Here is a 26,792-nt window from a genome sequence, read left to right on the forward strand (position 1 = left end):
CCAGCGAGCCTAAAGATTGAGAAGGCTCGCTGGAGTACAAAAGCACAAAGGCCAAAAAGATGTTGGGGCGTGTGAAACACACGCCCCAACATCTTTTTATTTAGCCAGATACCTAGCTAGTAAACCTAGCAACTACTCGGTTCACTCTGGGAGCGAATCCAGAACCTTTGCGGTACCGGAGAGGCCAAGACGCGTTGCGCCAGCTTCCATGAGTTCGAGTGCGAAAGCACCATCGTGGATGCCGCCGGAAGCCTTGATTTCGAGTGCATCGCCAACGGTCCGCTTCATGATCTCAACGGCGTGAACGGATGCGCCACCTGTTGGGTGGAAACCGGTAGAAGTCTTCACGAAGTCTGCGCCAGCGTTCATCGATGCTTCGCAAGCCTTGACGATTTCTTCATCAGTGAGGGCTGCGGATTCGATGATGACCTTGAGAACGGCGTATGGGATGGCGTCACGAACAACAGCGATGTCGTATTCGAGTTCTTCCCAAGCACCTTCCTTAGCAAGACCGATGTTAATAACCATGTCAACTTCATCAGCGCCGGCAGCAACTGCGCGTGCAGCTTCTGCAGCCTTGATTTCGGATGCCACGGCGCCAGATGGGAAGCCTGCAACAACGGCAAGCTTGACGTCACCTAGTTCGATTTCTTCTGGAAGTGGAAGCATGGATGGGGAAACGCACACAGAGTAGGTGCCGAGTTCCTTTGCAGCTTCAACGAGCTTCTTTACGTCCTCGATTGTTGCTTCTGGCTTGAGCAGCGTGTGATCAACGATGCCTGCAACTTCTTCACGTGTTGCCACGATTTCTCCTTTTCTTTACAAGGACAGGTGTCCCTGGCTATTTTACTTGTTTTCTTGCCCAGGCAACACTGCCCAGACAACATGGGTCCATTGTCCGAATGCTGGGTGCGGTTTTTCACGTGCCATCATCGTGTGGAGTGGCATGTGAAAGATTTTCCCGGCGGACGGTTCATAGATAGTGAGTTGTGGTAGGCCGTTTGGCGTGTAGTTTTCTCCGGGGAGAACGCCGATGACGTGCCGTGGTACAGCTCCGCGGATTCCGTGACGCCCGTACCCGATGGAGTCGCCAGTGTAGAGCGCGGAGGGTTTTCCTGCCGCGGCAGCGTGGAATGCCCATTGGAGGGTGTTCCAGCCTGTTTCCGTTTCGTCACTGACGGGTAGGGATACGTAGGGTTGCCCTGGTTGGCTGAGTTCTTCGGCCAGTGCCCAGGGCGTGGTTCCCCATCGTTGTGGCCAGTAGTGGCGTTCGTGCATTCGTTCGTATGTATCGAGTTCTGCACGTTTGATGTCTGGCGTGGCGGAGATGCCGCAAAGTTGTTCGATTGTGAAGCCGTCGCGTACGAGCGCCGCTACTACCCCAACCATTGCGCCGCAGGTGCGCGGCGTAGTTTGGGTGAGGGGGCCGACGTCGATCCCATCACTCGCATATTCGTCAAGAACGTTACGATCGTTGCCAGTTAGCGGAGTGTATGGGAAACTCACTGCTGTCTCCACGCGAGTGGAGACAGCAGCAAAGGCTGACAGGTTAAACGGCATCAGGAAATCCGGTCGAGAACAACGGATTCACGGGCTGTAAATTCGCCGCCGATTTCGATTCCACCGTTGAGGGATTCGAGGGCTCGTTCGATACGGGTGTCGTCGTCGGTGTGGAGGGTCATGAGCTTTTGACCTTTCTTGACTTCGTCGCCTGGCTTCGCAAACAGTTCGATTCCTGCTGCAAGCTGGACCGGCTCATCCTTGAATGCGCGGCCTGCACCGAGGCGCCAGGAAGCTACGCCTACGGAGAGTGCGTCGAGCTTGGAAAGCACGCCATCGGCTTCTGCAACCACGTCGTGGGTGTGCTTGGCAACTGGCATTGCGGCGTCTGGATCTCCGCCTTGTGCTTCGATCATCGAACGCCATACGTCCATTGCACGTCCATCCTTGAGTGCCGCTTCGATGTCCGCATCTGGCTGACCTGCTGCGGTGAGCATTTCGCGTGCAAGTGCAAGGGTGAGTTCGACGACGTCAGCTGGGCCGCCACCGGCCAGGACTTCCACTGATTCTGCGACTTCCAGGCCGTTTCCGATCTTGAGGCCGAGTGGGGTGGACATGTCGGTGAGGAGAGCCGTTGTCTTCACGCCTGCATCAGTACCAAGATCAACCATGGTACGTGCGAGTTCTTGTGCCTTGGCAAGGTCCTTCATGAAGGCGCCGGAGCCAACCTTGACATCGAGTACGAGCGAGTGGGTGCCTTCAGCGATCTTCTTAGACATGATCGAGGATGCGATGAGCGGGATGCAATCCACTGTTGAGGTGACATCACGCAGTGCGTATAGCTTCTTATCTGCTGGGGCAAGGCCGGAGCCTGCTGCACAGATAACAGCACCTGGGCCTTCAAGGCCAAGCTGGTGCATGATCTCTTCGTTGGAGAGAGCTGCACGCCAACCTGGGATAGCTTCAAGCTTATCGAGCGTACCGCCAGTGTGGCCGAGGCCACGGCCGGAGAGCTGCGGAACTGCCACGCCGTAGACTGCCACGAGTGGTGCGAGTGGGAGCGTAATCTTATCGCCTACGCCACCGGTGGAGTGTTTGTCTGCAGTGATGCGGCCCAGGCCGGAGAAATCCATCCGTTCGCCGGATTCGATCATGGCGTTGGTCCACTGGGAGATTTCTTCACGGTCCATGCCGTTGAGGAAGATGGCCATGGCAAGTGCTGCCATTTGTTCGTCACCAACAACTCCACGAGTGTAAGCATCGATGGTCCAGTCGATTTCTTCCTTGGTTAGCTTGGACTTGTCACGCTTGGAACGGATGACGTCAACGACGTCGAACTTTTCAGCCATTACTTTTCCTTCGTCTTGTTTTCTTTGGTGGTGTCTTTCAATGCGTACGGGGTGTCAATTTTGATAAGGCTCGATTCGACTTGGGCTAGATCTGTTGGTCCGAATCCTTGCGGGAGAACCTCATCCATACGCATGATGCCGCTTGGCATAGTGACGAGCAGGTTTGGCCCGCCGTGTTCGTAGAGCAATTGGCGGCAACGCCCGCATGGCACGATTACTTCCCCATTGCCATTCACGCAATAGAAGGCAACGAGCCGGCCTCCGCCTGTTCGGTGGAGCATCGAAACTAACCCGTTTTCGGCGCATGTGCCTAAACCGGTGGATGCGTTTTCAACGTTGCATCCTGATACCAGACGGCCATCGTCTACCAGTGCCGCAGCGCCTACCGGATATCCGGAATATGGCGCGTATGCCGTATGCATAGCTTCAATCGCGAGCTCTCGGAGTTCGGCCCAATTAATCTCAGACATTTCTCAACTCCTTTCTATGATTAATGAAGTACGGTGGGCCGGCTTAGCCGGCCCACCGATCCCCAAATTGTTACTTGATGTATGGAATGTTTTCTGCGGCTGGTGGCTTCGATTTACCAACGAAGCCGGCAACTGCGATCACGGTGATGATGTAAGGAATCATGTTCACAAGCTGTGATGGGATTCCACCGTGGAGGTTTGGCATGAGCAGCGCAACTGCCTTAGCGAAACCGAACATCCCAGCGGCGCCGAGTGCGCCAATTGGATGCCATTTACCGAGGATCATTGCCGCCAACGCGATGTAGCCGTTTCCAGCAGACATGTTATCGGTGAAGGCAAGGCCCTGACCGATGGTGAAGAATGCACCACCGAGGCCGGCGATTGCGGAACCGAAGATCGTGTTGCGGATACGGGTGCGGTTCACGTTGATCCCCACGGTGTCTGCCGCACGTGGGTGTTCGCCACATGCGCGCATGCGCAGGCCCCAACGGGAACGGTAGAGGAAGATGGTGAGCAGCGCGACTGCAACGTACATGATGTAGACCAGGATGGTCTGGTTGAACAGCATTGGGCCAATAACTGGGATATCCGCCAGGAATGGGATACGCATGATTGGCAGCGAGTACTGGTTGGTGTTGAGCGATGCCGCGTTTTCGGACATGAGCGTTCCGTAGAAGAACGTTGTAAGACCGAGGCAGAGAACGTTGAGCACAACACCAACGATGATTTGGTCCACACCGTACTTGACGGAGAAAAGTGCCAGCAGAGACCCGACGAACGCACCGGCCAGTGGTGCTGCCAAGAGGCCAACGTATGGAGTCTTGAAGAACGACGCGGCCATGACGCCGACGAACGCACCAACGAGGAGCTGGCCTTCAATTGCGATGTTGACAACGCCAACGTGTTCACACACAACACCGGAGAGAGCACCGAAGATCAGTGGCGTGGAGATTGCCACGGTGATCCCCAGTGTAGAGGTGAGAGTGATGGCGCCTGCGGAACCGCCGCCTGCGAGCAGGAGGAATCCGAAAATCGTGAGAACAGCAACCACGATGGTTGCAACGAAATCGAGTACGCGGCCCATCTTGCCATAGCTGCCACGGCTGAGCGTGGAGACGATCGACCAGATAGTTGCGATAAGGATCAGTGCGAAGAATACCCAGAGGGTAGCAACGGCAGGGATCGTGATGTCTGGAATATCGATCGACGACGAGCGATCTTTCAGGCGCAACCGAGCGTCACCTGTTGCGGTGGTTGCGAAGAAGAGCGCGAGGAGAGTTGCCAAACCGTACGTGATTGGCATCTTCCAGGAGAGTTTACCCTTGACTTCGTGTTCGGCTTCGAGAACTTCTGGAAGTTCGACGTTCAGGGTTGGAGTCTTCTTAGAACGACGATTCTGAATCATGCCGTCTCCTCCTTTCCTGTTGAAGCATGCTCATCTGTGGCAGTGCCTTCTTCGCGCTTGATGGCGTGCGCACCGACTTTCTTCTGGGCAGCTGGCTGGGCTTCAGTCTTGCCGAGCGAGGCTGCGTATTCACGCAGACTCTTGCCATCTGGCTTTGGAAGGTGGAACATCCACCGAACAAGTGCAGGAGCTGCGATGAAGAGGACGATAACGGATTCAAGAATAAGCACCATATCGATTGGCACACCCTGAGCCTGCATGGCGTAGCCGCCTGCCTTGAATGCGCCGAAGAGCAGACCTGAGAAGAAGATTCCCATTGGCTTGTTACGGCCAAGAAGTGCCACGGTAATCGCGTCGAAACCAACGGTTCCAGCAATACCGGACGTGACACCCTGGTGTGCCTGGTACATGGTGCCGAGGGCTTCGTTTGCACCGGCGATACCGGCGAAAATGCCTGACGTGACCATGGTGAGCGTGGTGACCTTAGCAATGGACATGCCTGCTGTACGGGCTGCGTGTGGGTTGGCACCAACTGCACGAACTTCGAAGCCAAACGTGGAGCGTTCCAAGATCCACCAGTAAACGAACACTGCAACAACAGCAATGATGAAGCCCAAGTGGAGCTTGAATGGTGCTGGCAAGAGGGCCGGAAGTGCGGCAGTATCTTGCGCAACCGGAGTCACTGGGTTATTTTGACCAGGCTGGTGCCACGAATCAAGTGACAGAACGTAGGTGAGCGCGAGAGTTGCAACCGAGTTCAGCATGATGGTGACGATAACTTCGTTAGCACCAGTCTTTGCCTTCAAGTAACCCGCGATACCAGCGTAGAAACCACCAGCAGCAGCAGCTGCGATCAGTGCGACGAGGAGGTGGAGGCCGTATGGCAGATCAAGGGAAAAGGATACCCAGATAGCGGCGAGTGCACCGAAGATGATCTGGCCTGCGCCACCGATATTGAAGAGTCCAGCGCGGAAACCAAAGCCAAGGCCCAAACCTGCGAGAATCAGTGGGATTGCGAAGAAGATTGAATCCACCATTGGGCGCAGGGCGTATGAGAGGCCACGGTTCAGTGCAGATGCGTTGAAAATCGAGCCCTTAAACATTGCTGTGTAGGCATTTCCAACGGAGGCACCGGTGATAACGATCAGGATTGCACCGAGTGCAAACGCAATGAGGACCGCGATAATACCAACGAGCCAGCCGGAACGAGGTGCAGAATGCACGAGTGCTTTTGCCCATTGGCCAGCACTAATCGGAGTAGTGTTTTTCTTACTCATCACATTGCGCCTTCCATGGTTGAAGATTGAGCAGCTGATGCAAGTGCTTCTTCTTGAGGCACACCAGCCATCATGAGGCCAAGAGCATCACGCGATGTATCTGCAGGAACAATACCGATGATTCGCCCGCGGTACATCACAGCAATGCGATCTGCGAGGGCAACAACTTCATCGAGTTCTGAGGAAACGAGCAACACAGGGGTGCTTGCATCGCGTGCTTCGATAATGCGCTTGTGGATGAATTCGATCGAACCAACATCAACACCACGGGTTGGCTGGCTTGCAACAAACAGGCGCAGATCGCGCGAAAGTTCGCGTGCCACAACAACCTTCTGTGCGTTACCACCGGACAGAGTGGAGATCGGATCGCTGATACGGGTGATACGAATATCGAATTCTTCGACCTTTTCATCAGCGTTCGTGGAAACCACGTTTGGATGCATAGCCATACCGGAAGCGAACGGCTTGTTGAGGTACTGATCGAGGATAAGGTTTTCTGCGATAGAGAAGGAGGCGATCATGCCATCCTTGGATCGATCTTCTGGAACGAAGCCAATGCCATCGTCAATGTTCGTTCGTACGTGGCGGTTCTGGATTTCCTGCCCATCCAACGTAATTGTTCCGCTCGTGGTTTCAAGAAGGCCAAGAATTGCTTCCGCAAGTTCGGTCTGACCATTTCCTTGAACACCAGCAACCGCAAGTACTTCACCACGTCGCAGTTCGAAGGAGACGTGATCCAAAAGCTTGGTACCGTTGTCATTCAGCATGGTGACATCGTTGAACGCCAAGCCCACTTCACCAAGTTGTGGATCGTCCTTTTCGAGTTTAAGCATAACCGGACGGCCAACCATCTTGGTTGCCAGTTCGGCTTCAGATGACGTCGGGCTAGCTTCGCCAACCACTGCACCACGGCGAATAACGGTGATGTCATCCGCAACAGCACGCACTTCGCGCAACTTGTGGGTAATGAACACGATAGAGGTTCCAGAAGCCGCAAGTTGCTTCATGATGCCCATAAGTTCATCGGTTTCTTGTGGCGTCAACACTGCCGTTGGTTCGTCAAGAATTAAGATCTTCGCGTCGCGCGAAAGTGCTTTAACGATTTCCACGCGCTGCTGAGCACCAACTGGAAGATCTTCAATGTAAGCATCTGGATCAAGATCGAATCCGAAACGCTTGGACACGTCAATAACGTTTTGGCGCGCCTTCTTAATATCGATAAGGCCAGCAGCGCCTGCAGGTTCGTAACCGAGCGCGACTGATTCAGCAACGGTAAAAACAGGAATCAGCATGAAGTGCTGATGGACCATGCCGATACCAGCAGCTACCGCGTCACCTGGCCCCTTGAAGGTGACTTTCTTACCGTCAAGTAGAATTTCTCCCTCGTCTGGATCATAGAGACCATACAACACGTTCATGAGTGTTGATTTTCCGGCTCCATTTTCTCCAAGCAGAGCATGAATATGACCTTCTTCTACCACGAGGTCAATATGATCATTAGCTACGAGAGGGCCAAACCTCTTCGTAATGCCCCTTAGCTCCAGCTTCACGCTGAACCCCTTTCGTTCCTCAGACCCTAGTATTTCTGAGTTTTGTGTATCAATAATCATACCCTGTAACCAGGGAATTTACCGATGCCAGAATTATACTTTTCGCTGCTAAAAATTAAGAGAGTGGGGATCTTACTCTTAGGCGAATAAGATCCCCACTTCTTCAATCAACGCATGATGAGATGTTTGCGCGATTAGTTAGCAGCAGGAGACTCAACCTTGAGATCGCCGGAAGCAATCTTCTCTTCGAGTTCCTTAACTTCGGACTTCAGATCGTCAGCAAGCTTCGAATCGAAATCGTGGAATGGAGCAAGGGAAACACCCTTGTTCTTGAGGGTGCCAACGTATGGCTTGGTTTCGTACTTGCCACCCTTTGCACTTTCGATTGCGGCCTTGACGGATTCGCCGATACCCTTCATAACGGAGGTGATGACGATGTCCTTGTAATCTGCAGCAGATTCGTACCAATCGGAGTCAACACCGATCATGAAGACATTGCCAGCTTCCTTTGCAGCTGCTGCCGCACCGAGGCCGACTGGGCCTGCAACTGGCATGATGATGTCCGCACCCTGCTCAATGAACTGCTGAGCCTGGGACTTACCGAGGGACTGATCGTCGAAGGAGTTGGTGAAGGAGCCGTTCTGTGTTTCCTTGTCCCAACCGAGAACCTTGACGTTCTTACCCTTTGCTTCGTTGTATGCCTTCACGCCGTCAACGAAACCATCCATGAAGATGGTAACGGAAGGAATCTGAAGACCACCGAAGGTTGCAACGGTGCCGGACTTAGTTGCACCAGCGGCAACGTAGCCAGCAAGGAATGCTGCTTCCTGGGTGTTGAAGAGAAGTGCGCGGCCGTTTTTGAGTTCAACTGGCTTGCCATCCTTGTCAGTGAAGGCGGAATCGATAAGGCCGAAGTGGAGATCTGGGTTTTCTCCAGCTGCCTTCATGATTGCTGGTGCGAGCATGAAGCCAACGCCGATAACGAGCGAGCAGCCGTCATCGATCATGGTCTGAGTGTTTGGACCGAAGTCAGAATCGCCCTTTGATTCTGCGGTGTTAACGGCCACGCCGAATTCCTTTTCAGCAGCCTTGAGGCCGTTGAATGCGGATTCGTTGAAGGACTTATCGTCCCAGCCACCTGCGTCAGAGACGAGGCATGCCTTGAAGCCAGAGGCGTCAGCGGCGCCGCCTTCTGCCTTCTTGCCGTCAGTTCCGGAACATGCCGAAAGAGCCAATGTAGCTGCTGCTGCAACTGCAACAAAAGACTTGAATTTCTTCACTAGTTTCTCCTGATCTAGTTTTCCAGTTTGGTGCCGTGCAGTCACCAAAACGGTTCGCCTATAAGAATAGGCGCGAATCCGGCAGTATGCCACCCAATAAGATGTTCCAGCTCACTTTTTGACGGTTTCGTAACCAAAACGTTATCTTCTATACGTTTTTAGTCAATTTACCAACGGTCGGAAACCACATGATGACTCAGATAACACTTTCACGTCTCACCATGCGGATTATTGGATCTTACCCTCTGAACACTTTTATCGAATATGTCAAACCAGCTCTTGCCGCCCTGCCCTCTTCAGCTGGTCCACGATCACTTTCACATCTTGCGCCGCGTCCTGTGCCGCAACCAGCACAGCATCGTCGGTATCCACCACGATAAGTCCAGAAACACCCACCAATGCCACTGCCCTATCATGCGTAATGACCAAGCAGTCTCGCGCCGATTGGGTAAGAACGGGTTGCGCTTCTTTCCCGTCATTTCCGCGCGCGATCACGCTTTCGTCAGGGTATTGCTGAGCCAAGACGTCTTTCACAGCGGCGAAATCTCCAACGTCAGTCCATCCCATATCCGCTGGTACAACCGCTACGCCACCTTCCGCAGCAAGTGGTTCAGCAATTGCGTGATCGATGGCGATTTTCTTGAGTCCCGGCCAGATTTCGTCCACAATCACGTCACGTTCTGGAGTATCCCATGCCCGGGCAATAGCCATGATTCCAGCGTGAAGTTCGGGTTGGTATCTCTGCAAAGCCGCAAGAAGCACGTCCGTTTGAGCAACAAACATTCCTGCATTCCACACGTATTTTCCGGTATTCACGTAGTGGGTTGCTGTCTCAAGATCCGGTTTTTCTAAAAACTCGCTAACATGGCATACTCCAGACACGTCATCAAGTGGATCGCCGATACGTATGTATCCGAAGCCAGTTGCGGGCGATTCGGGCGTGATTCCGATTGTGGTGACGTATCCGCGCATCGCTGATTCGATTGCCGTGGACACAGCCTGTGTAAAGGCTTCTGGTTGTGCGATCAGGTGATCGGCTGCGAACGATCCAACAACCACGTTGCCGTGCCGCTCACGTATCACCGCTGCAGCGAGTCCGATCGCAGCCATCGAATCGCGTGGGAGCGTTTCGGCAATAAATTGGGATTCGTTGAGTTGCGGTAATTGCCGCACGACGCCGGGCATGTGCGTTGCGCCCGTCACCACCGTGACGTCGCTCCCCGCGATAGGCTCCAGCCGTTCCACGGTGAGTTGCAGCAAACTCTTGCCAGCACCCGTAAGATCTTTGAGGAATTTTGGCGATTTTTCCCGCGATACCGGCCATAGTCGTGTACCGGCTCCACCTGCTGGGATGATTGCGTGCATTCGGTTCATGGCTCCCCGTTTCCTGGTGCTGGTTTATTCAGAGTCGCGTTGTTCGCGGGCTAAACGTTTCCCAACGTCCTGAGGATCTGCTTGTGCGAGTTTATCCGACGTGGTCGGGGTGGACTTTTTGCTGTAAGCATCCCAGGCTGCTTGTGCGTAGGCGTGGCGCGCGGCATCGAGTTCGCGTTGTGCGTCAGTGACCTTGTCTTCAACTTTCGCGATCTTTCGTTTCATCCACGCCGCTTTAATTCCAGACCATGGTGGCGCAAGGAGATCTTCTTGATCATCAGTTGGGCTTGGCGCAATAACGCCCGTCATCGGATCGAAGTTCCACTCCAGGGTACGTTTGACCGTTTGTGTAACATAGTTTGGATATTCTTCCGCGTGCTCCAGTTGCGATTTGGTTGGTTCGCCTGGGGCTGGCGGATTTGCTACATAGGCGGAGGCAACCAGAGTTACTTGCGCAAGAAGATTTACCCAGATAAGCAGGGTAATGATCGCTGCGAACGGCGCAAGAAGCGCGTTTTCTGACACGGACGATACCACGGTAGTTCCGAGGATTCGCAGGATCGACGACGCTACGCCGGCCAATAGTGATCCTCGTACAAGATCTTTCAGCGGTGGATGAGCGCCACACATCACGCTAAAGAGGAACATGAAGATGCCAGTGTCCACAAGAAGCGCGATAAGCAGTGTACCTATATAAATAAGGTAATTACCAACAACGCCTGGTATGCCCATCCAGTCAAGAACAATTTCAGAGAACTGAGTTGAAACGGTGACCAGCGAAACTGTGACTAGAGCACCAATGCCGATCATGAGAGCACCGGAAAGATCCAGTAGTTTAGCCTTCACAAATGGACGTGGTAAATACGTAATCCCATACATGCCAAGAATGGCAATACGTAGAGCAGTCATTAATGATGCTGCCGACCATAACAAGACGAGCAACGAGATAATCGATGCCATATTGATTGGGTTTTCAATAATGAGATCGTTCGGATCCAGGAGGCCAGACGACGAACCATCAAGTTTCAGGATGCCTGGTAGCGATGAGTTTACAGTCTCAAACAGAGTCTGCTGTAATTCTTTATTTCCACCCAACGTGTATGAGAACGCAGTGAAAGCGATCGTGAGAGCACCAGCGATGGCAAATAACGCCGAATAGGCGATTCCGCCAGCTAGCAGATACCCTCTAGCCCATCCGTATCGGCCGTAGGCACGCATGAAGCGCAGTTCATAAATCCACGTGATTATTGCGTTGATCCGTTCCCACACGGTTATGCTCCTTCAACATCGTACGTAACGATCAACGGAGCATGATCAGACCAGCGCTGATCATAGCTTTCGGCTCGGTCGATTCGCAGGGAGTGTGCTCGCTGCGCCAAGTCAGGATCCACAAGGTGGTAATCGATTCTCCATCCCACGTTGTTGTCAAAGGCTTTTCCGCGTTGCGACCACCAGGTGTACTCTGCTTGTTCATCACCGATCAGGTAACGCTGCACATCGATGTAGCCCATCGTTTCCGTCCACTTATCAACATATGCAATTTCCGGATCAAGCACGCCAGCTGTTTTGTTGTGGTTCGATTTCCAGTTCGTAATATCGCGTTCTGTGTGAACGATGTTGAAATCACCTGCAACAAGAATATGTGGCAGCTCTTCCGAACGATTTGTTCGCAGTTGGGCAAGGCGGGTGGTGACTCGATCAAGGTGAGCGTACTTGGCATCCATTTTTGCCTGATCGGTAGCCGTACCTGAATGCAGATAGGCACTGACAAAGGTTGTTTTGTACGCCGGAATATCTACTTCTATCCACCGGCCGGTATCAACTGGAGGTTCGGCCGGCCGATCCCAGGAGGCCAGGGCATCAGTATCAGGTTCGCAATCTGGCAGATCAGATCCGAGCCCGATGCTGATGCGCCCAACATCTACACCCTTCTTCACCGCGATGGCCACGCCAGCACGCCCTTTGATATCGCAGGCCTGCTGGATCACGGTGTAGTTTTCGCCAATAAGTTCGGGAACGAGTTCTTCTGGTGCCCGAACTTCTTGTAAGAGGAGAACATCTGGAGAGACTACTGCTATCCATTCGTGGAATCCTTTGCGCACGGCGGCGCGAATACCATTCACATTACATGTAGCTACCAGCATCTTTTCCTCCCCAATGTTTAATCATTCAAGATTAAATTTTACGGGTTTTAGAGACAAGAATCGACCACATTACTCAAAAGCATCGCACGAGTCATTGGACCAACCCCACCAGGGTTTGGCGAATACCACCCAGCTTTAGCGAAAGCATCTGGATGGATGTCCCCTACCATGCGACTCTTGCCTGTTTCCGTATCGGTTACACGTGAAACACCAACATCAAATAGCACTGCACCTGGCTGTACCATGTCAGGAGTAATCATGTGAGCCACGCCAGCAGCCGCAACGATAACGTCCGCACGCAATGTATGTTCCGCCAGATTCTTGGTGGAATGGTGGCACGCATCCACAGTGGCGTTAATACTGCGCGATGTAAGCAAAATCGCGAGTGGCTTACCCACAGTAGTTCCGCGGCCAACAATACATACGTTAGCCCCAGCCCACTGCACACCATAACGCCTACCGAGTTCAACGATTCCCATAGGTGTGCATGCGATTGGCGCTGGCGTTTCATTCGCCAAACGCCCAATGTTCACGGGATGCAGCCCGTCCACATCCTTATCAGGATCGATCGCTTCCAACACGGCTGTTGTATCAATGTGACGCGGGAGGGGAAGCTGAACAATGAATCCGGAGCATTCCGGATCATTGTTCAGCTTCCCAACCGCATCAAGCACATCCGCGGTGGACGAATCTTCCGGCAGTTCTACCCTGATCGATGCGATGCCAACATCATGGCAATCTTTATGTTTCATGTTCACATATACCTGCGAACCGGGATCACTGCCAACAAGAACTGTTGCCAAACCTGGCGTGCGAGGAATCCCGGCGACTTTCTCTTTCAGTTCTTGTTTGATCTGGGCCAAGGTGGCCTTACCATCCATTTTTATTGGAGTATTCATCGCCGCGTATTCCCTTCTTTTCCTCAGTGGGTTTGATCCAGTTCTGGATACAACGGGAACCGATCGGTGAGCGCGGTAACTCGCGCGCGCAACGCCTCAATATCCGCGTCCTTTCCGTCACGCAAAGCTACCGCGATGATATCGGCGACTTCAGCGAAATCGTCATCCTGGAAACCACGAGTAGCCAACGCAGGAGTACCGATACGGAGGCCAGAGGTGACGGCTGGTGGCCGTGGATCGAATGGAACAGCATTCCGGTTCGTGGTGATGCCAATGCGATGAAGCAAATCTTCAGCTTCCTGGCCATTCAGTTCATGATCGCGAAGATCAACCAGCACTAAGTGAACATCCGTGCCACCGGTCAGTACCGAAACGCCCCTCGACGCCACATCGTCAGCAACCAAACGTTCAGCAATAATCTTCGAACCGCGAAGCGTACGCTCCTGACGATCCTTGAATTCAGGAGTTGCAGCCAACTTCAACGCAATCGCCTTAGCAGCGATCACGTGCATGAGCGGGCCCCCCTGCTGACCTGGGAAAACAGCCGAATTCAACTTCTTTGCCAACGATTCATCACGTGAGAGAATCATGCCGGAACGTGGACCACCGATGGTCTTGTGAATCGTGGTTGTTACAACATCAGCATACGGAACTGGGCTTGGATGCACGCCTGCAGCCACCAAACCAGCAAAGTGCGCCATATCAACCCACAAGTAAGCACCAACTTCATCCGCAATTTCACGGAACGCCGCGAAATCAACGTGGCGTGGGTAAGCAGACCAGCCAGCGATAATCATCTTCGGGCGATGCTCCAACGCCAACCGGCGGACCTCATCCATGTCAATCAGATAGGTTTCAGGATCAACACCATACGAAACGATGGTGAAGTTCTTACCAGAGAAGTTCAACTTCATACCGTGAGTCAAATGCCCACCATGAGCCAGCGACATCCCCATCACCGTATCGCCATGGCTCAACAACGCATGATAAATCGCCGCATTAGCCTGAGCACCCGCGTGCGGCTGAACGTTCACGTAAGCCGCCCCAAAAAGTTCCTTTGCCCGAGCAATGGCCAGGTTTTCGGCCACATCAACATGCTCACAACCGCCATAATAGCGGCGCCCCGGATAACCTTCTGCATACTTGTTCGTCAACACCGAACCCTGTGCCTGCAACACTGCCCGCGGCACAAAATTTTCTGATGCAATCATTTCGAGTGTGGCACGCTGGCGCCCCAACTCATCATCCAAAACCTGAGCAATCTCAGGATCCAACTCAGCTAGCGAAAGATTAAAAGAATCTACCACTTACGGCCTCCTCCAGGACGTCCATTACAGATGCTTACAAGACTAGCCTACCGAGCTCCTCCCACACATTTTCGTATCACGTAGAAAGACCGTAACGTGGGCAACGGCGTCGTCGTCAAAAAGAACATAAAATAAACGTATGGAAAACACGATGCTCACCCCACACTCACTCATCTTTACAATCTCATGCCCAGATCAGCCGGGCATTGTGTACGCCGTAACCGGGCTTCTAACCCAAGTAGGCGCGAACGTGACGCAATCGCAGCAATACCGCGATCCCAGCCAAGATCGCTTCTATATTCGGCTCCAAGCGGACGTTCCAGGCGGCCGCCCCACAATCGATGCCGCGTTCGCTGCGCTCGGAGCCCGCTACAACATGGACTACACAATTTCGGACGCAAGCCCAATGCGAACCATCATCATGTGCTCCAAAGAACCCCACTGTTTAAGCGATCTTCTGGCAAAACAACGCGAAGGTCGCCTGCCACTGAACGTGGCAGCGGTAGTTTCCAACCACGAAACTCTGCGGCTGCTCGCCGAATTTTACGAAGTCCCCTTCACCCATATTCCTGTGACGAAAGATACAAAACCCGAAGCCGAAGCCCAACTCCTCAAACTCGTGGAAGAAACCGGCGCGGAACTCGTTGTGCTGGCCCGCTACATGCAAGTCCTCTCAGATTCCATCTGCGAAAAACTCGCCGGAAAAATCATCAACATTCACCATTCGTTCCTGCCATCCTTCAAAGGCGCCCGCCCCTACGCGCAAGCCCACGCCCGCGGGGTCAAACTCATCGGCGCCACCGCCCACTACGTCACTGCTGACCTGGACGAAGGCCCAATCATCGAACAAGACGTGGCGCGCGTATCCCACGCCCATGACGTCACAGAATTGCAGGCCATGGGCGCGGAAGTCGAACGCCAGGTTCTCTCCCGCGCCGTCCGCTGGCACGCCGAACACCGCGTGCTTCACGCCGGCCTGCGCACGGTTGTGTTTGGGTAAGCCCCTTCCCCAAACCGCGCGCAGCTACCGCATCCGCCGCGCCTGATCGAAGAATTCGCATTCCCATCGGGCGGCAACGCTGTAAGCCTGCAGCGCCGCCGCACGTTCCTCCGGCGTAGCACCGGCCAGCGCTTTCTCCATCAGGCGGATCCGGTGTGCGGTGGCGTCGATGAATCCTTGATCAGAGTACATCGATAACCATTCGTGGTATGGGTGGGTTGGCGTGTTCGCTTCGGCTAGGAGTTCGCCGATGTGCGCATAGATCCAGAAGCACGGGAGCACGGCGGCCACGCCAACCACGTACGGATCCGTTGACGTCCGTGCCAGCAAATGGTCCGTGTATCCGGTGGTCACGGGGCTCATGGCGTAGGACGATTCTGGGATGGCATCGGAATGTTTGGTGAGCCAGTTTCGGTGGAGTTCTTGTTCCACGATCACGCATTCGGCGCTGCTTTGTGCCCAGGCGGCAACGTCGGCGGGCTCGGTTGCTCTGGCCGCGAGGTGTGCCAGCGCGCGTACATACGTATCTAAGTAGAGCGCGTCTTGCCGTTGGTATGCGGTGAATTGCCAGTATGGGAGCGTTCCGGCCGCGAGTTGTTGGATGAATGGCAGTTCCCACGTATCTTCCACTACGTCTTGGGTTGCGTTCCACAGGAGCGTTGTCCAGGGGCCGGCTGGCGCGATTCGCGGTGTACGCACGTCCCATTCAGTTGGTTTTCCGTTCTGACGGAAGATTCGCGTTTGAGCGACGTCCGTGGCACGTGCGCTTTCTGGCGTGGCGAGTGGCGTTGGCGCCGGTAGCCATGGTTGTGCGGGGATGGAGGCTTCCATTCGACGCAGTTTGTGCGAGTGATCCACTGGGCCGTGTCCCGTTCCCACCTGCAGTTTTTCTCCGTAACTGATTGCTTCGTGAAGCCAGTCGGTTACCCATCCGAGTGCGCGCGTTGCGTTTCCTTCCGCCGCGAGCCGCGTGGCGAGCGCACTTGATAGTGAACATCCTGTTCCATGAGTGGCGTCTGTATCAACACGTTCCGTGTGTGCTTCCGTAATCACGCCTTCCGCATCAACCAACGCATTCGTCACGATTCGTTCCGTCAAGTGCCCACCTTTCACGAGCACAGTTGCGTTAATGTCCCGCGCAAGTTTTTGCGCGGCAGCGATCGCGTCAGAGTGGTTCTGTATCGTTCCAGGCGCGAGTTGCGCAAGGATTTCGAGTTCAGGGATATTCGGGGTGACCACGGTTGCGTGGTGCAACATATTTTTGAGGGCGTCTTCGGCTTCCGTATCAAGCAGACGGTCTCCTGACGTTGCAACCATGACAGGATCGACGACGACGATCGGCGGCTTATGGCCGTCTAGCCATTCATCGACAATCTGGATGTAGCCGGTGTTGCCGAGCATCCCGATTTTAACTGCGTCGATAACGACGTCGTCGTTCAACGCCTCAAGCTGGTCACGAATAACGGATGGTGGCGGCGAAAAAATGCTGCGCACACCTTGAGTATTTTGGGCAACGATCGCGGTGACAACCGAATAGGCGAAACCACCAGTGGCGGTGATCGATTTGATGTCTGCTTGAGCGCCGGCGCCGCCACTTGGGTCAGTTCCAGCAATGGTGAGGATACGAGGAATAGACATGTTTTCCTTAAAAAATTGTAATAATCCGCAAGATCAAGCTGCGGCGTTCCAGGTTGAGACGAGTTCATGGGCTGCCTCATAGGGGCTGGTGGCAGAAACAATCGCGGAGACTACTGCAGCGGAGTGAACGTTGCCGGCAAGTGCTGCTACGTCGCGTTTTCCAATACCTCCGATAGCTGTAACAGGAAGGCGCGCAGTACCCGCGGCGGCAATCATTCCATCGATACCAAGCGGTTTTGGGGCATCTGTTTTCGTTGCAGTGGCGTGTACTACTCCTAAACCGATCCAATCGATGACGTCTAATTCGTTGGCTTCCTGTAATTCTTGTGGCGTAGCGGCCGAGTAACCGATAAATGGCCGCTCGCCAATCAGATCGCGAACGATACGTGGATGAATGTCTGTTTGCCCGATATGGACGCCATGAACATAGATTCCTTTCGTTTGGAGCGCCAAAAACACATCAACTCGATCATTAATCACGATCTGGACGTGCGTGTTTCGAAGTATGTCCCAGACTTCTTGAGCGAGCTGATATAAGTACCGGGCGTCAACATTTTTCCAGCGCAACTGGATGGTGGTAACACCGGCGTCTGCTGCAGCTTTACATGTTTTCAGGGTTTCGGAGATCGCCTGCTGGTACCAATCGTTGCTATCTGGAAGATAGGGCACTCCGATCCGGGCCATGCTCAGCCCTGGATCCGTCACAAGATAGATTCCGCCGCGTGGCGTTGCGCGTTTCATGATACGAGCGCCAGAGATTCGAACGTTTCAGCGGCTGTATTGTAGATTGCGTCAACCAGGCTGGCTGCAAACGTGCCGGGTCCTTGTGCAGATTCGGCGGCGCGTTGCGCGGCGATTCCCATAACAACGTGTGCGGCTGTGACGGCGTCGAGCCAATCTTCACGCGGGCTAGCACCAACGTAACCGGCGATCAATGCACCCAGCGAACATCCTGCACCAGTGACTAGAGTAAGCCATTCGTGGCCGTTGTTGCACCGGCGGTCATTAATCCCGTCAGTAATGAAATCTTCTTTTCCAGAAACTGCAACGATTGCACCTAACTGTTGTGCGAGGGATCGAGCGGCTGGTTCAGCGGCTGCTACATCATCAGTGGCGTCGGTTCCACGGCCACCTTCACCGCCAGCTAAAGCAATGATTTCTGAGGCATTTCCGCGGATTACTGCTGGTTTATATTCTAGTAGCTGGTGTGCAAGGGAGGTTCGAACAGAAAGGGCTCCAACCGCTACAGGATCAAGAACCCACGGTGTTCCTGCTCTGTTCGCAGAATCGGCAGCTTGTAGCATTGCTAATTGTTGGGCCGGGGCTATTGTTCCCACATTAATGAGAATGGCAGATGCGATGCCCGCAAATTCGCGAGTTTCATCAGGAGCATCCACCATTGCCGGTGCGCACCCTGCCGCAAGTAAAACGTTGGCGGTAAATTGCTGAACTACCGTGTTGGTTAGGCACTGAACCAGTGGATGGTTGTGGGTTGTAGTACGCCATGCAGCTATGATGGCGTGGGTATAGCTATCGCTCATCTTCCATTCCTCCGCTCGCATTATCGAGATCAGGTTTTCGGGTGTGTTCTCAGCCATGTATGGCACCCCGTGGTGGTTTTAATGTATCTGATGTTGTCGATTTTTTCGACTTATTAGAGCAGGTGAGGCGGGATCACGTCCTTCGCACACATATCTTCAGGAAGGTCTTTGAGAATCCGCACTGGGTTCCCGACTGCTACGACGTTGGCTGGCACGTCCTTGTTCACAACTGCGCCTGCACCGATTACGCTGTTATCTCCAATGGTTACTCCTGGGAGGATAATTGCTCCTGCTCCTAGCCACACATTGTCGCCAATCGTAATCGGGCTGCCTGCTTCCCAGCCTTCACCACGTAGCGTCGGTTCTAACGGATGCCATGCAGTGAGGATTTGGACGCGTGGGGCGATTTGGCATCTTTTACCAATGGTAATCGGCGCGACATCAAGCACAATACAATCGTAGTTGATGAAAGTCCCTGCACCGATCGACGTATGTTTTCCATAATCCACATAGAGTGGAGCACGAATCACAACGTCTTCTCCCACATAGCCCAACCAATCCTGAAGGATAGCCGAATGCGATTCCCAATCTGCGGATGGGAGGGAGTTAAACCTATCTTGGCATTCCATGGCATGTTCATACACCGAACGAAATGCTTCGCCTTCTGGCTTGTAGAGATCTCCATGAAGCATCCGGTTGTAAAGTTCTTGATCGCGCGTCATATTTTCTCCTTATTCGATTCCGCGTAGTGCTGCCCACCGCGATAGTTCATGCCTATTGGACAGCTGGAGTTTTCGTAGAACAGCAGAAACATGTGTTTCCACAGTCTTGATAGAAATAAACAGTTCTGTGGCAGTTTCACGATACGTGTACCCACGAGCGATAAGACGCATCACCTCTTGTTCGCGTTCAGATAAGCGATCAAGTTCTTCATCACGTTCTGCAATATCAGTTGTTTGCGAACCGAATGCATCCAGAACAAAACCTGCTAGCCGTGGTGAAAATGCCGCGTCTCCCCCAGCCACGCGCTTAATGGCTTCCACAAGTTCATCAACATTCACAGCCTTCGTTACATATCCGCGAGCGCCGGCTCGAATAACCGCCACCACATCGTTGGCTGCATCGGACACAGAAAGGGCAAGGAATCGGGTACTTACTCCAGCTGCAAGCACACGGCGGGCAACTTCTGCTCCTCCTCCACCGTTTCCACCGGGTAGGTGGACGTCGAGCAAGACCACGTCAGGAACGGCATCAGGTTCTAGCGTAGTGAGCTGGGTAATCGCGTCGTCAACGGATTCGGCTTGGCCAGTGACGTCCATATTGGCAATCGGTTCGAGCTGAGATATAACTCCTGCACGAACAAGCGCATGATCGTCAACAATAAAAATTCGTAGACTCATTCGTGTTTTCCGTTCCATACCTTGATACGTACTTCTGTTCCGCCTGTTGGAAGAGGAGAACGTATGTCTGTTTCCCCATTAACTTTAGCAATTCGTCCGCGGATTGAATCACGAATTCCGGCGCGATCTGCTGGGATCTCCTCTGGGATGAATCCTTGCCCGCGGTCTCGTACAAAAACTTCGCTTGTTTCGTCACTTAATTGGGCATAGACGGAGATCGCTCCTGAGGCATGTTTTGCCGCGTTTGTTATTGCTTCTCGCGTTGCTCCAATCAGTGCGTGCGTGTGATGCGACGGTATGGCATCTCCAGTTGTTACCACATCAACAGGTACATGGAATCGATCTTCGATGTCTGCAGCAACCTTCGTTATATCGTCGGCAACAGATGTTCCTTCTGTGCTCCGATCAGAGTAGAGGTATTTGCGTAGATCGCGTTCTTGAGCGCGAGCAAGCGTTGCTACTTCCTCAGGGTATTCCGCACGCGAGCGAATGAGCGCCAAGGTTTGAAGTACTGAATCGTGTAGATGAGCTGCGATATCCGCGCGTTCAGATTCCCTGATACGTTCTGCGTATTCTTCACGCAACCGGGTGCGGTTATGCAGTAATACTGGCGCTACGATGATACTTACCGTTATCAGCACGGCAATGCCCACGCTAAGCCCCGCAATAGTTTGATAAGCGCCATAATACGTTCCCATCATCAACAAAGCACCAACGATCGCGATGAGTCCTCCGATGATCGTCCATGTAATCGGAGCAGATTCATCTCCCACTGGATGGGACCAAGCGATTCCAGCTCCTACTACCATGATCAAAAATGGGATCATGAAATGACTACCGGAAACACCATAGCCCCCTTGAGAAATATAAATTCCTAAGGCGCCAACGAGTAAGATTCCTGCGGTCAAAAATAATGGGCGGTTAACGTGCTTTTCTTCTCTCGAATCGTTCAGCTCTGGTACGATCCGAGAATTCTTCGCTGGCTTAGATCCTTCTTTTGGAACAGAAACGGCCAACACGATGTAAATCAGTGCGCCTAAACCGAACATAAACGTGCCAAGGGCAAAGGCCCAACGCCAGGTTGCTACATGGCCTCCTATATGGACGCTTAGCCCCCGCGCTACGCCAGCCACGATGCGTGGCGAACGGCGTACGAATTCGGGACGCTCTTTTACACCGGGAGCCCGCAAATGGGAATAATCGTGCTCTGCTCTCATACTTCTATCTTCACATACCCTTGCTATACAGGCTCACCTCTTCCTCAAGAATCAGGGTTCTTTCAGGGGGTTCCCTCATAGATAATTTCGTTCGTCCTTGACACGATAGATTCATGAACACTTTCACTCGTTTGAGGAACCAACCTCTGCGCCGTACAGATGATGGATATCTCGGTGGCGTCTGCGCCGGATTGTCACATCGATGGAATATTTCCCCCATCCTTTTACGGATCGCATTCTTTATTGCATGCTTCTTTGGTGGGCTGGGCGTGATCGCTTACGGAGTAGCATGGCTACTTATCCCACATGATCCTGATAATCACATTGAATTAGAAAATGCTGTAGAAGGCCGCGTATCTGGCGGTTTCGCAGCGAGTATCGGTGTCATCGCAGTTGGTTTATGGATCTCTTTCCAAGAATGGCACCACCATGCATTCTTTTTCTCAGGATTCGCTTCCACACTATTTACAGTCATTGTCATAACTATTCTTGTTATTCTTCTTTTACGTAAAAATCACCAGCCGTCAGAACTCCATACGTCTCCCGAATTCCACACATCTGAAAACACGATGGCGTACGAATCCACCTCAGCATCCCCCACTCCTGAACCGATTCCGGTGCGTACTCCACGGCTACGTGTTCCTGCCCTATCTGGAGCATTTATTCTGCTCACTCTTGCACTGGCTGCAACCAGTGCAGCACTCCTTATGTTGTTCCTACCACGCACAATGGCATCAGCACTCATCGTCCTTGGCACTGCACTTGGCATCCTCGGCCTTGGAATTGCATGGGCAGGATTACGCAAGAGACGCAGTACATGGCTCAGTTTTGTTGCCACTCTTCTTGCGTTCCCGGTTATTACACTCATTCTTTTGTCATTCGTCGCACCAGCAAAACTCATGAATGATCCTCATGCACGGTTCTTCTCGAACTCGTCTACGTCCTCATCAGGCGTCGTCGATAACACAACTCGATATGTGGATCAGCTTCCTGACAACACTGACATCAGTGGGATTATTGGCGATTCAACGTTCGTGGTAGATCGTACTAATGCTGTGGTACTTGATATTACAATCACGGGAAACATTAGTATGAATGATCTTGGCGGATGGAAGATATCCACTGATAACTCATCGTTCACAACCGAAACACCGTTCTTACATTCAAGAACAACTGACGAAATGAAAACTCATATCAAACCCGATGAGAAGATCGATATGCACGATTGGTATGTTGACCGCAACTTTAACCCTGAGTTAGGTAGCAACAGAACAATCCAAAAACACGTCACGATCACAAGCCCAGCGGCACTAGAAAATCCTGGCCATGCCCGCCGTATCGCCATTAACTATGCCGTAGGCGCAGTCCGAATTGCTGAAACTCTCAATGGCAAGGACGATGCTGCGTTCATCATCGAACAGCTCAAGAAAACACCCAGCGAAAGCAAATAGGAGGACACCATGAAAATCGGAACATTCCTGTGGGGAACAATCATGACTACACTTGGAGCAATTGCGATTTTGCAAGGAACAGGAACCCAACTAGACGGAGCAACTCTTGCGGTGATGCTATTGCTCATGTTCGCCGCGGCCTGCACTCTTGCTGCTCTTCTCCCCAGTAAGAAGGAACAAGAGACCTTAGCATCACTCAGCACAGATACTCCTCTATTCGATACTCAACGCATCGAGGTAGAACCAACGCCCAGCACGCTGAACGAAAACTGATCGTTCACGCATAATCCCTGGCACACCATCGTCAAGATAGGACGCCTCAAATTCAACCTGATCAGCTTTCGTATCAATAATTCGTAACCTGGCCCACTCAATACCCGTACACGATACGTCAGTGGGCCGGGTTCGCGGATGCCACGTGGCAAAAACATAATTATCACGTTTCAACGCATAGGCGGAATAACGCGATCTCATCAACTCCTCAGGAGTCTGCGCAACCCGCATCCCATCATGCAACGGTTCGCAACAATCCTTATATAATCCATCGCCACATGGGCATTGAGTAACCATATACCCCATATTACAACCACAAACAAAACCCGGGAACCTGCACGAGCCCTCTCATAGAGGCGCTTTCACGCAGGTTCCCGGATAAAAGATCAGTTCAGAGAACTACGTCAGAAATCAGATCAAACCGAGTTCACGAACGGCATCAGCTTCTTCTTGGAGAGCCTTAACGTTGCGTTCGATACCAGCCTTGGTGGATTCAGATAGTTCGAGACCTTCAACAACCTTCCATTCGCCGCCTTCGGAGACTGCTGGGAAACCGAAGATAAGGCCTTCTGGAACACCGTAGTGCGAACCATCAGACCAAATACCTGGGGTAACCCAATCGCCTTCTGGGGTTCCGTTAACCCAGTTGTAGACATGATCGATTGCTGCCGAAGCTGCCGACGCTGCCGACGAAGCGCCACGAGCCTCAATAATGGCAGCGCCACGCTTAGCAACAGTTGGAACAAAGTAATCGGCAAGCCATGCTTCATCAACAAGTTCGGTTGCTGGCTTACCAGCAACGGTTGCCCAAGAAACATCTGGGTGCTGATCTGCGGAGTGGTTGCCCCACACGGTCATCTTCTTGATGTCAGAAACCTTAGCGCCAGTCTTTTCAGCAAGCTGGGAGATTGCACGGTTGTGGTCAAGACGCATCATAGCGGTGAAACGCTCGTTTGGAACATCTGGAGCGTTGTGAGCTGCAATGAGAGCATTAGTGTTTGCTGGGTTACCAACAACGAGGATACGAACGTCGTCCGCAGCGTTATCGTTGATTGCCTTACCCTGAGGGCCGAAGATGCCACCGTTTGCGGCAAGAAGATCTGCACGCTCCATGCCCTTGGTACGTGGGCGAGCGCCAACAAGAAGACCAACGTTGGTGCCTTCGAAAGCCTTGTTGGCATCATCGAAGATGTTCACGGATTCGAGGAGTGGGAAGGCGCAATCGTTAAGTTCCATTGCGGTACCTTCAGCAGCCTTGAGGCCCTGTGGAATTTCAAGAAGGTTCAAGCGAACTGGGACATCTTTGCCCAGCAAAGCGCCAGAAGCAATACGGAACAGAAGGGCGTAACCAATGTTGCCTGCTGCACCAGTGACGGTGACGGTAACCGGAGTACGAAGCTCAGCCATGTAGATAACTCCTATGTTTGTAAGGCGCCGAGCGCCATGTTATATGGACGAGCGAGATGAATTCTCACACCGCTAGCCTACCGCCATCAGGAACGATTCTGTGTGGCATTTAGTCCCGGATGTCTACGTCGTCATTCCACCTATCACCCCATTTTCCCGCGTTTCGAGGAGTAAACTTATCCCAAAGTCCCGTCAGTTCGATGAATTCACGCGAGGTAAAGCATTATGCTTGGCGATCTGCTTGTTGCTATGGTTGAATCTGCTCTTATCCTGACGGTAGCCTATGCGCCTGTTTCTTTGAGGAATTTTGCCTCAAAACCCCGGGCAGGTACGGAATTTCATGCCGCGTCTTCGCCATTATTACGCATCCCAGTTGTGGCCAAACCTGGTGCGCACCCAATCGATGAAGCACAGCGCCCGCGCCTAAACACCAGGAGCTAAGCACCAGGGTGTAAAACGCCAAGATTAAAACGCCATGGTGTGAAATAGTAAACCAGATGCGTGGCCCGCATAGCGGCGGCTATGCGGGTCACGCATCGTTTAGGACCGCTTACTTGGTGCGGTGTGCACGGTAGTATTCGATGAGCGCACGGGTGGATTGATCCTGTGCGGCCAGAGCAGCCTTATCGCCTGCTACTGCTGTGGAAAGTTGCTTGGCCATCTGCTTACCAAGTTCTACGCCCCACTGATCGAAGGAATCGATGCCCCATACGATGCCTTGAACGAAGGTAATGTGTTCGTAGAGAGCGATGAGCTGGCCGAGTACCGATGGTGTGAGTTCTGGAGCCATGATGGACGCGGTTGGCTTGTTACCTTCGAACACGCGTGCCGAGACGATTTCTTCTGGCGTGCCTTCTGCACGGACTTCATCGGCGGTCTTACCGAAGGCCAGAGCCTTGGTTTGGCCAAAGAAGTTACCTAGGAAGAGTTCGTGTTGATCGGCGTCCCCATCCTTGAACGCATAGGTTGGGTTAGCGAAGGCGATGAAATCGGCTGGAATGAGCTGAGTTCCCTGGTGGATGAGCTGGTAGAAGGCGTGCTGGCCGTTCGTGCCTGGTTCGCCCCAGAACACTTCACCGGTTTCAGAGGTAACTGGCGTCCCATCCCAGCGAACGCGCTTACCGTTTGATTCCATGGTGAGCTGCTGCAGGTAAGCCGGGAAACGGTGGAGGTACTGTGCGTATGGCAAAACAGCGTGCGTTGCTGCCTTCATGAAGTTCACGTAGAACACGTTGAGCAGGCCCATGAGCACTGGCACGTTGCGCGATGCTGGAGTGTTTACGAAGTGCTGATCCATCTTGTTGAAGCCAGCCAGGAATTCTGCGAAGTTTTCCGGGCCAATCGCGATGGCAAGGGATGTACCAACGGCGGAATCTACCGAGTAGCGGCCGCCTACCCAATCCCAGAAACCAAACGCGTTCGCAGGATCGATTCCGAATTCGGCAACCTTATCAAGAGCGGTGGAGACTGCCACGAAGTGCTTTGCCACTGCCCCATCGGTTGGCGCTCCTTGCGCTTCAAGGGTACGAAGCAACCAGGCACGGGCGATCCGAGCGTTGGTCAAGGTTTCCAGTGTAGTGAACGTCTTAGATGCCACGATGAAGAGCGTGGTTTCTGGATCCAGGCCGGAAAGTTTTTCGCCAGCATCGGTTGGATCGATGTTTGAGATGAAGCGGCATTCGATGTTTTCTGCCCTGAATGGTTTGAGAGCTTCGTAGGCCATAACTGGGCCCAGATCAGAACCGCCGATGCCAATGTTCACAACGGTTTCGATTGGCTTTCCGGTAACGCCTATCCATTCGCCGGAGCGAACCTTGTTAGCAAATTCGTAGACGCGCTTGAGCACATCGTGGATATCTGCCACGACGTCCGTTCCTTCAACATCCAACGAATCGGTTTCTGGGCGGCGAAGTGCGGTGTGGAGTACGGAACGGTTTTCTGTGACGTTGATGCGTTCGCCTGCGAACATGGCGTCACGGCGTTCATCCAGATTCACCTGGAAGGCAAGTTCTTCTAGAGCCTTCTTGATGCCATCGGTAAGCACAGACTTGGATAGATCAACGAACAGATCACCTGCGCTGAAGCTGAATTTTTCGGTGCGCTCTGGATCAGCAGCGAACCATTCCCGGAAATCAACGTTCAGTTCCGAGTGAAGTTGGCTCAGTTTCTTCCATGCTTCTGTTTGAGTTGCGTCTACTGGGGTAGGCATGTTTCTCCTCCATTATCTATGCTTGCGTGTCAGATTCTGGTGGTGGCCAGAATCCACAAACATGCTCTAGTTTAGCGAGTTTTATTGGTATTCCGTGGGTC

The 26,792-nt window shown here is 53.0% G+C and carries 25 protein-coding genes and 1 riboswitch; of the genes, 3 read left to right on the forward strand and 22 right to left on the reverse strand.

The features are described from left to right. Positions 1-141: 141 nt before the first annotated feature. The 13 genes from deoC to glyA all read right to left on the reverse strand — a co-directional run bounded on the left by deoC (position 142) and on the right by glyA (position 14,555). Positions 142-804, reverse strand: a complete 663-nt coding sequence (gene deoC / locus ARCH_RS06365) for a deoxyribose-phosphate aldolase (RefSeq protein ID WP_013170461.1) — start codon at positions 802-804, stop codon at positions 142-144. 42 nt (positions 805-846) lie between these two features. Further along, positions 847-1,560, reverse strand: coding sequence for a hypothetical protein (locus ARCH_RS06370; RefSeq protein WP_013170462.1), 714 nt, complete (start codon positions 1,558-1,560; stop codon positions 847-849). Further along, complete coding sequence (locus tag ARCH_RS06375; protein WP_013170463.1) at positions 1,560-2,849, reverse strand: thymidine phosphorylase; 1,290 nt, start codon at positions 2,847-2,849, stop codon at positions 1,560-1,562. Before ARCH_RS06375 ends, ARCH_RS06370 begins: the two co-directional genes overlap by 1 nt. Continuing rightward, positions 2,849-3,319 carry a cytidine deaminase gene (locus ARCH_RS06380; protein WP_013170464.1) on the reverse strand — a complete coding sequence of 157 codons (471 nt, stop codon included), beginning with the start codon at positions 3,317-3,319 and terminating at the stop codon, positions 2,849-2,851. Before ARCH_RS06380 ends, ARCH_RS06375 begins: the two co-directional genes overlap by 1 nt. A 70-nt stretch (positions 3,320-3,389) precedes the next feature. Beyond that, positions 3,390-4,724 carry an ABC transporter permease gene (locus ARCH_RS06385; RefSeq protein ID WP_013170465.1) on the reverse strand — a complete coding sequence of 445 codons (1,335 nt, stop codon included), beginning with the start codon at positions 4,722-4,724 and terminating at the stop codon, positions 3,390-3,392. Next, entirely contained in the window at positions 4,721-6,001 is a 1,281-nt protein-coding gene (locus ARCH_RS06390) for an ABC transporter permease (RefSeq protein ID WP_013170466.1), read from the reverse strand. Before ARCH_RS06390 ends, ARCH_RS06385 begins: the two co-directional genes overlap by 4 nt. Continuing rightward, positions 6,001-7,551, reverse strand: a complete 1,551-nt coding sequence (locus tag ARCH_RS06395) for an ABC transporter ATP-binding protein (RefSeq protein ID WP_041640401.1) — start codon at positions 7,549-7,551, stop codon at positions 6,001-6,003. Before ARCH_RS06395 ends, ARCH_RS06390 begins: the two co-directional genes overlap by 1 nt. Positions 7,552-7,745: 194 nt before the next feature. Continuing rightward, on the reverse strand, positions 7,746-8,831 hold the full coding sequence (locus ARCH_RS06400; RefSeq protein ID WP_013170468.1) for a BMP family lipoprotein: 1,086 nt from the start codon (positions 8,829-8,831) through the stop codon (positions 7,746-7,748). A 267-nt stretch (positions 8,832-9,098) separates the two neighbouring features. After that, positions 9,099-10,205 (reverse strand): mannose-1-phosphate guanylyltransferase, encoded by a 1,107-nt coding sequence (locus ARCH_RS06405; RefSeq protein ID WP_013170469.1) that lies wholly within the window; start codon positions 10,203-10,205, stop codon positions 9,099-9,101. 24 nt (positions 10,206-10,229) lie between these two features. After that, entirely contained in the window at positions 10,230-11,474 is a 1,245-nt protein-coding gene (locus ARCH_RS06410) for a YihY/virulence factor BrkB family protein (RefSeq protein WP_013170470.1), read from the reverse strand. Between the two features lie 2 nt (positions 11,475-11,476). After that, positions 11,477-12,349: an exodeoxyribonuclease III gene (locus tag ARCH_RS06415; protein ID WP_013170471.1), complete on the reverse strand. Its 873-nt coding sequence runs from the start codon at positions 12,347-12,349 to the stop codon at positions 11,477-11,479. Between the two features lie 47 nt (positions 12,350-12,396). Then, entirely contained in the window at positions 12,397-13,248 is an 852-nt protein-coding gene (locus ARCH_RS06420; protein WP_013170472.1) for a bifunctional methylenetetrahydrofolate dehydrogenase/methenyltetrahydrofolate cyclohydrolase, read from the reverse strand. A gap of 23 nt (positions 13,249-13,271) precedes the next feature. Beyond that, positions 13,272-14,555 (reverse strand): serine hydroxymethyltransferase, encoded by a 1,284-nt coding sequence (gene glyA, locus ARCH_RS06425; RefSeq protein ID WP_013170473.1) that lies wholly within the window; start codon positions 14,553-14,555, stop codon positions 13,272-13,274. A gap of 139 nt (positions 14,556-14,694) precedes the next feature. Here glyA and purU point away from each other — a divergent pair, with 139 nt between their 5' ends. Continuing rightward, positions 14,695-15,555 carry a formyltetrahydrofolate deformylase gene (gene purU, locus ARCH_RS06430; RefSeq protein ID WP_187286504.1) on the forward strand — a complete coding sequence of 287 codons (861 nt, stop codon included), beginning with the start codon at positions 14,695-14,697 and terminating at the stop codon, positions 15,553-15,555. A gap of 24 nt (positions 15,556-15,579) precedes the next feature. Here the strand turns inward: purU and ARCH_RS06435 are convergent, their stop codons facing one another. The 6 genes from ARCH_RS06435 to ARCH_RS06460 all read right to left on the reverse strand — a co-directional run bounded on the left by ARCH_RS06435 (position 15,580) and on the right by ARCH_RS06460 (position 21,351). After that, a complete protein-coding gene (locus ARCH_RS06435; RefSeq protein ID WP_013170475.1) occupies positions 15,580-17,193 on the reverse strand; it encodes a bifunctional hydroxymethylpyrimidine kinase/phosphomethylpyrimidine kinase in 1,614 nt (537 codons plus the stop codon). 33 nt (positions 17,194-17,226) lie between these two features. Then, complete coding sequence (locus ARCH_RS06440; protein ID WP_013170476.1) at positions 17,227-17,934, reverse strand: thiamine phosphate synthase; 708 nt, start codon at positions 17,932-17,934, stop codon at positions 17,227-17,229. Continuing rightward, positions 17,931-18,734 carry a hydroxyethylthiazole kinase gene (thiM, locus tag ARCH_RS06445; RefSeq protein WP_013170477.1) on the reverse strand — a complete coding sequence of 268 codons (804 nt, stop codon included), beginning with the start codon at positions 18,732-18,734 and terminating at the stop codon, positions 17,931-17,933. Before thiM ends, ARCH_RS06440 begins: the two co-directional genes overlap by 4 nt. Then, positions 18,724-18,814, reverse strand: a riboswitch (TPP riboswitch). It overlaps the preceding gene by 11 nt. Before the next feature lie 33 nt (positions 18,815-18,847). Continuing rightward, complete coding sequence (locus ARCH_RS06450) at positions 18,848-19,456, reverse strand: sugar O-acetyltransferase (protein WP_013170478.1); 609 nt, start codon at positions 19,454-19,456, stop codon at positions 18,848-18,850. A 9-nt stretch (positions 19,457-19,465) separates the two neighbouring features. Continuing rightward, positions 19,466-20,134, reverse strand: a complete 669-nt coding sequence (locus ARCH_RS06455) for a response regulator (RefSeq protein ID WP_013170479.1) — start codon at positions 20,132-20,134, stop codon at positions 19,466-19,468. Then, on the reverse strand, positions 20,131-21,351 hold the full coding sequence (locus ARCH_RS06460; RefSeq protein WP_013170480.1) for a PspC domain-containing protein: 1,221 nt from the start codon (positions 21,349-21,351) through the stop codon (positions 20,131-20,133). Before ARCH_RS06460 ends, ARCH_RS06455 begins: the two co-directional genes overlap by 4 nt. Before the next feature lie 113 nt (positions 21,352-21,464). On the opposite strand from ARCH_RS06460, the gene ARCH_RS06465 reads away from it, so the two are divergent. Both ARCH_RS06465 and ARCH_RS09960 read left to right on the forward strand, forming a co-directional pair. Next, on the forward strand, positions 21,465-22,802 hold the full coding sequence (locus ARCH_RS06465) for a PspC domain-containing protein (protein WP_013170481.1): 1,338 nt from the start codon (positions 21,465-21,467) through the stop codon (positions 22,800-22,802). Between the two features lie 9 nt (positions 22,803-22,811). Next, positions 22,812-23,075, forward strand: coding sequence for a hypothetical protein (locus ARCH_RS09960; RefSeq protein ID WP_013170482.1), 264 nt, complete (start codon positions 22,812-22,814; stop codon positions 23,073-23,075). On the opposite strand, the gene ARCH_RS06470 is transcribed toward ARCH_RS09960, so the two are convergent. The 3 genes from ARCH_RS06470 to pgi all read right to left on the reverse strand — a co-directional run bounded on the left by ARCH_RS06470 (position 23,016) and on the right by pgi (position 26,691). Beyond that, the gene (locus tag ARCH_RS06470; RefSeq protein WP_081440787.1) at positions 23,016-23,372 is read right to left on the reverse strand and encodes a YchJ family protein; all 357 of its coding nucleotides are present in this window, start codon (positions 23,370-23,372) and stop codon (positions 23,016-23,018) included. The two genes, ARCH_RS09960 and ARCH_RS06470, sit on opposite strands and share 60 nt — an antisense overlap. 114 nt (positions 23,373-23,486) lie before the next feature. Continuing rightward, positions 23,487-24,482, reverse strand: coding sequence for a malate dehydrogenase (locus ARCH_RS06475; RefSeq protein WP_013170484.1), 996 nt, complete (start codon positions 24,480-24,482; stop codon positions 23,487-23,489). Positions 24,483-25,032: 550 nt separating this feature from the next. Next, complete coding sequence (gene pgi / locus ARCH_RS06485) at positions 25,033-26,691, reverse strand: glucose-6-phosphate isomerase (RefSeq protein WP_013170486.1); 1,659 nt, start codon at positions 26,689-26,691, stop codon at positions 25,033-25,035. Between the last annotated feature and the right edge of the window lie 101 nt (positions 26,692-26,792).

The sequence above is a fragment of the Arcanobacterium haemolyticum DSM 20595 genome, assembly GCF_000092365.1.
GTDB classification, from domain to species: domain Bacteria; phylum Actinomycetota; class Actinomycetes; order Actinomycetales; family Actinomycetaceae; genus Arcanobacterium; species Arcanobacterium haemolyticum.

Coding starts and splice junctions, on each gene's coding strand:
- ARCH_RS06370 (WP_013170462.1), bottom strand. CDS start 1,560: ATGCCGTTTAACCTGTCAGCCTTTGCTGCTGTCTCCACTCGCGTGGAG.
- ARCH_RS06375 (WP_013170463.1), bottom strand. CDS start 2,849: ATGGCTGAAAAGTTCGACGTCGTTGACGTCATCCGTTCCAAGCGTGAC.
- ARCH_RS06380 (WP_013170464.1), bottom strand. CDS start 3,319: ATGTCTGAGATTAATTGGGCCGAACTCCGAGAGCTCGCGATTGAAGCT.
- ARCH_RS06385 (WP_013170465.1), bottom strand. CDS start 4,724: ATGATTCAGAATCGTCGTTCTAAGAAGACTCCAACCCTGAACGTCGAA.
- ARCH_RS06390 (WP_013170466.1), bottom strand. CDS start 6,001: ATGAGTAAGAAAAACACTACTCCGATTAGTGCTGGCCAATGGGCAAAA.
- ARCH_RS06405 (WP_013170469.1), bottom strand. CDS start 10,205: ATGAACCGAATGCACGCAATCATCCCAGCAGGTGGAGCCGGTACACGA.
- ARCH_RS06415 (WP_013170471.1), bottom strand. CDS start 12,349: ATGCTGGTAGCTACATGTAATGTGAATGGTATTCGCGCCGCCGTGCGC.
- ARCH_RS06420 (WP_013170472.1), bottom strand. CDS start 13,248: ATGAATACTCCAATAAAAATGGATGGTAAGGCCACCTTGGCCCAGATC.
- purU (WP_187286504.1), top strand. CDS start 14,695: ATGGAAAACACGATGCTCACCCCACACTCACTCATCTTTACAATCTCA.
- ARCH_RS06435 (WP_013170475.1), bottom strand. CDS start 17,193: ATGTCTATTCCTCGTATCCTCACCATTGCTGGAACTGACCCAAGTGGC.
- ARCH_RS06440 (WP_013170476.1), bottom strand. CDS start 17,934: ATGAAACGCGCAACGCCACGCGGCGGAATCTATCTTGTGACGGATCCA.
- thiM (WP_013170477.1), bottom strand. CDS start 18,734: ATGAGCGATAGCTATACCCACGCCATCATAGCTGCATGGCGTACTACA.
- ARCH_RS06450 (WP_013170478.1), bottom strand. CDS start 19,456: ATGACGCGCGATCAAGAACTTTACAACCGGATGCTTCATGGAGATCTC.
- ARCH_RS06455 (WP_013170479.1), bottom strand. CDS start 20,134: ATGAGTCTACGAATTTTTATTGTTGACGATCATGCGCTTGTTCGTGCA.
- ARCH_RS06460 (WP_013170480.1), bottom strand. CDS start 21,351: ATGAGAGCAGAGCACGATTATTCCCATTTGCGGGCTCCCGGTGTAAAA.
- ARCH_RS06465 (WP_013170481.1), top strand. CDS start 21,465: ATGAACACTTTCACTCGTTTGAGGAACCAACCTCTGCGCCGTACAGAT.
- ARCH_RS09960 (WP_013170482.1), top strand. CDS start 22,812: ATGAAAATCGGAACATTCCTGTGGGGAACAATCATGACTACACTTGGA.
- ARCH_RS06470 (WP_081440787.1), bottom strand. CDS start 23,372: ATGGTTACTCAATGCCCATGTGGCGATGGATTATATAAGGATTGTTGC.
- ARCH_RS06475 (WP_013170484.1), bottom strand. CDS start 24,482: ATGGCTGAGCTTCGTACTCCGGTTACCGTCACCGTCACTGGTGCAGCA.
- pgi (WP_013170486.1), bottom strand. CDS start 26,691: ATGCCTACCCCAGTAGACGCAACTCAAACAGAAGCATGGAAGAAACTG.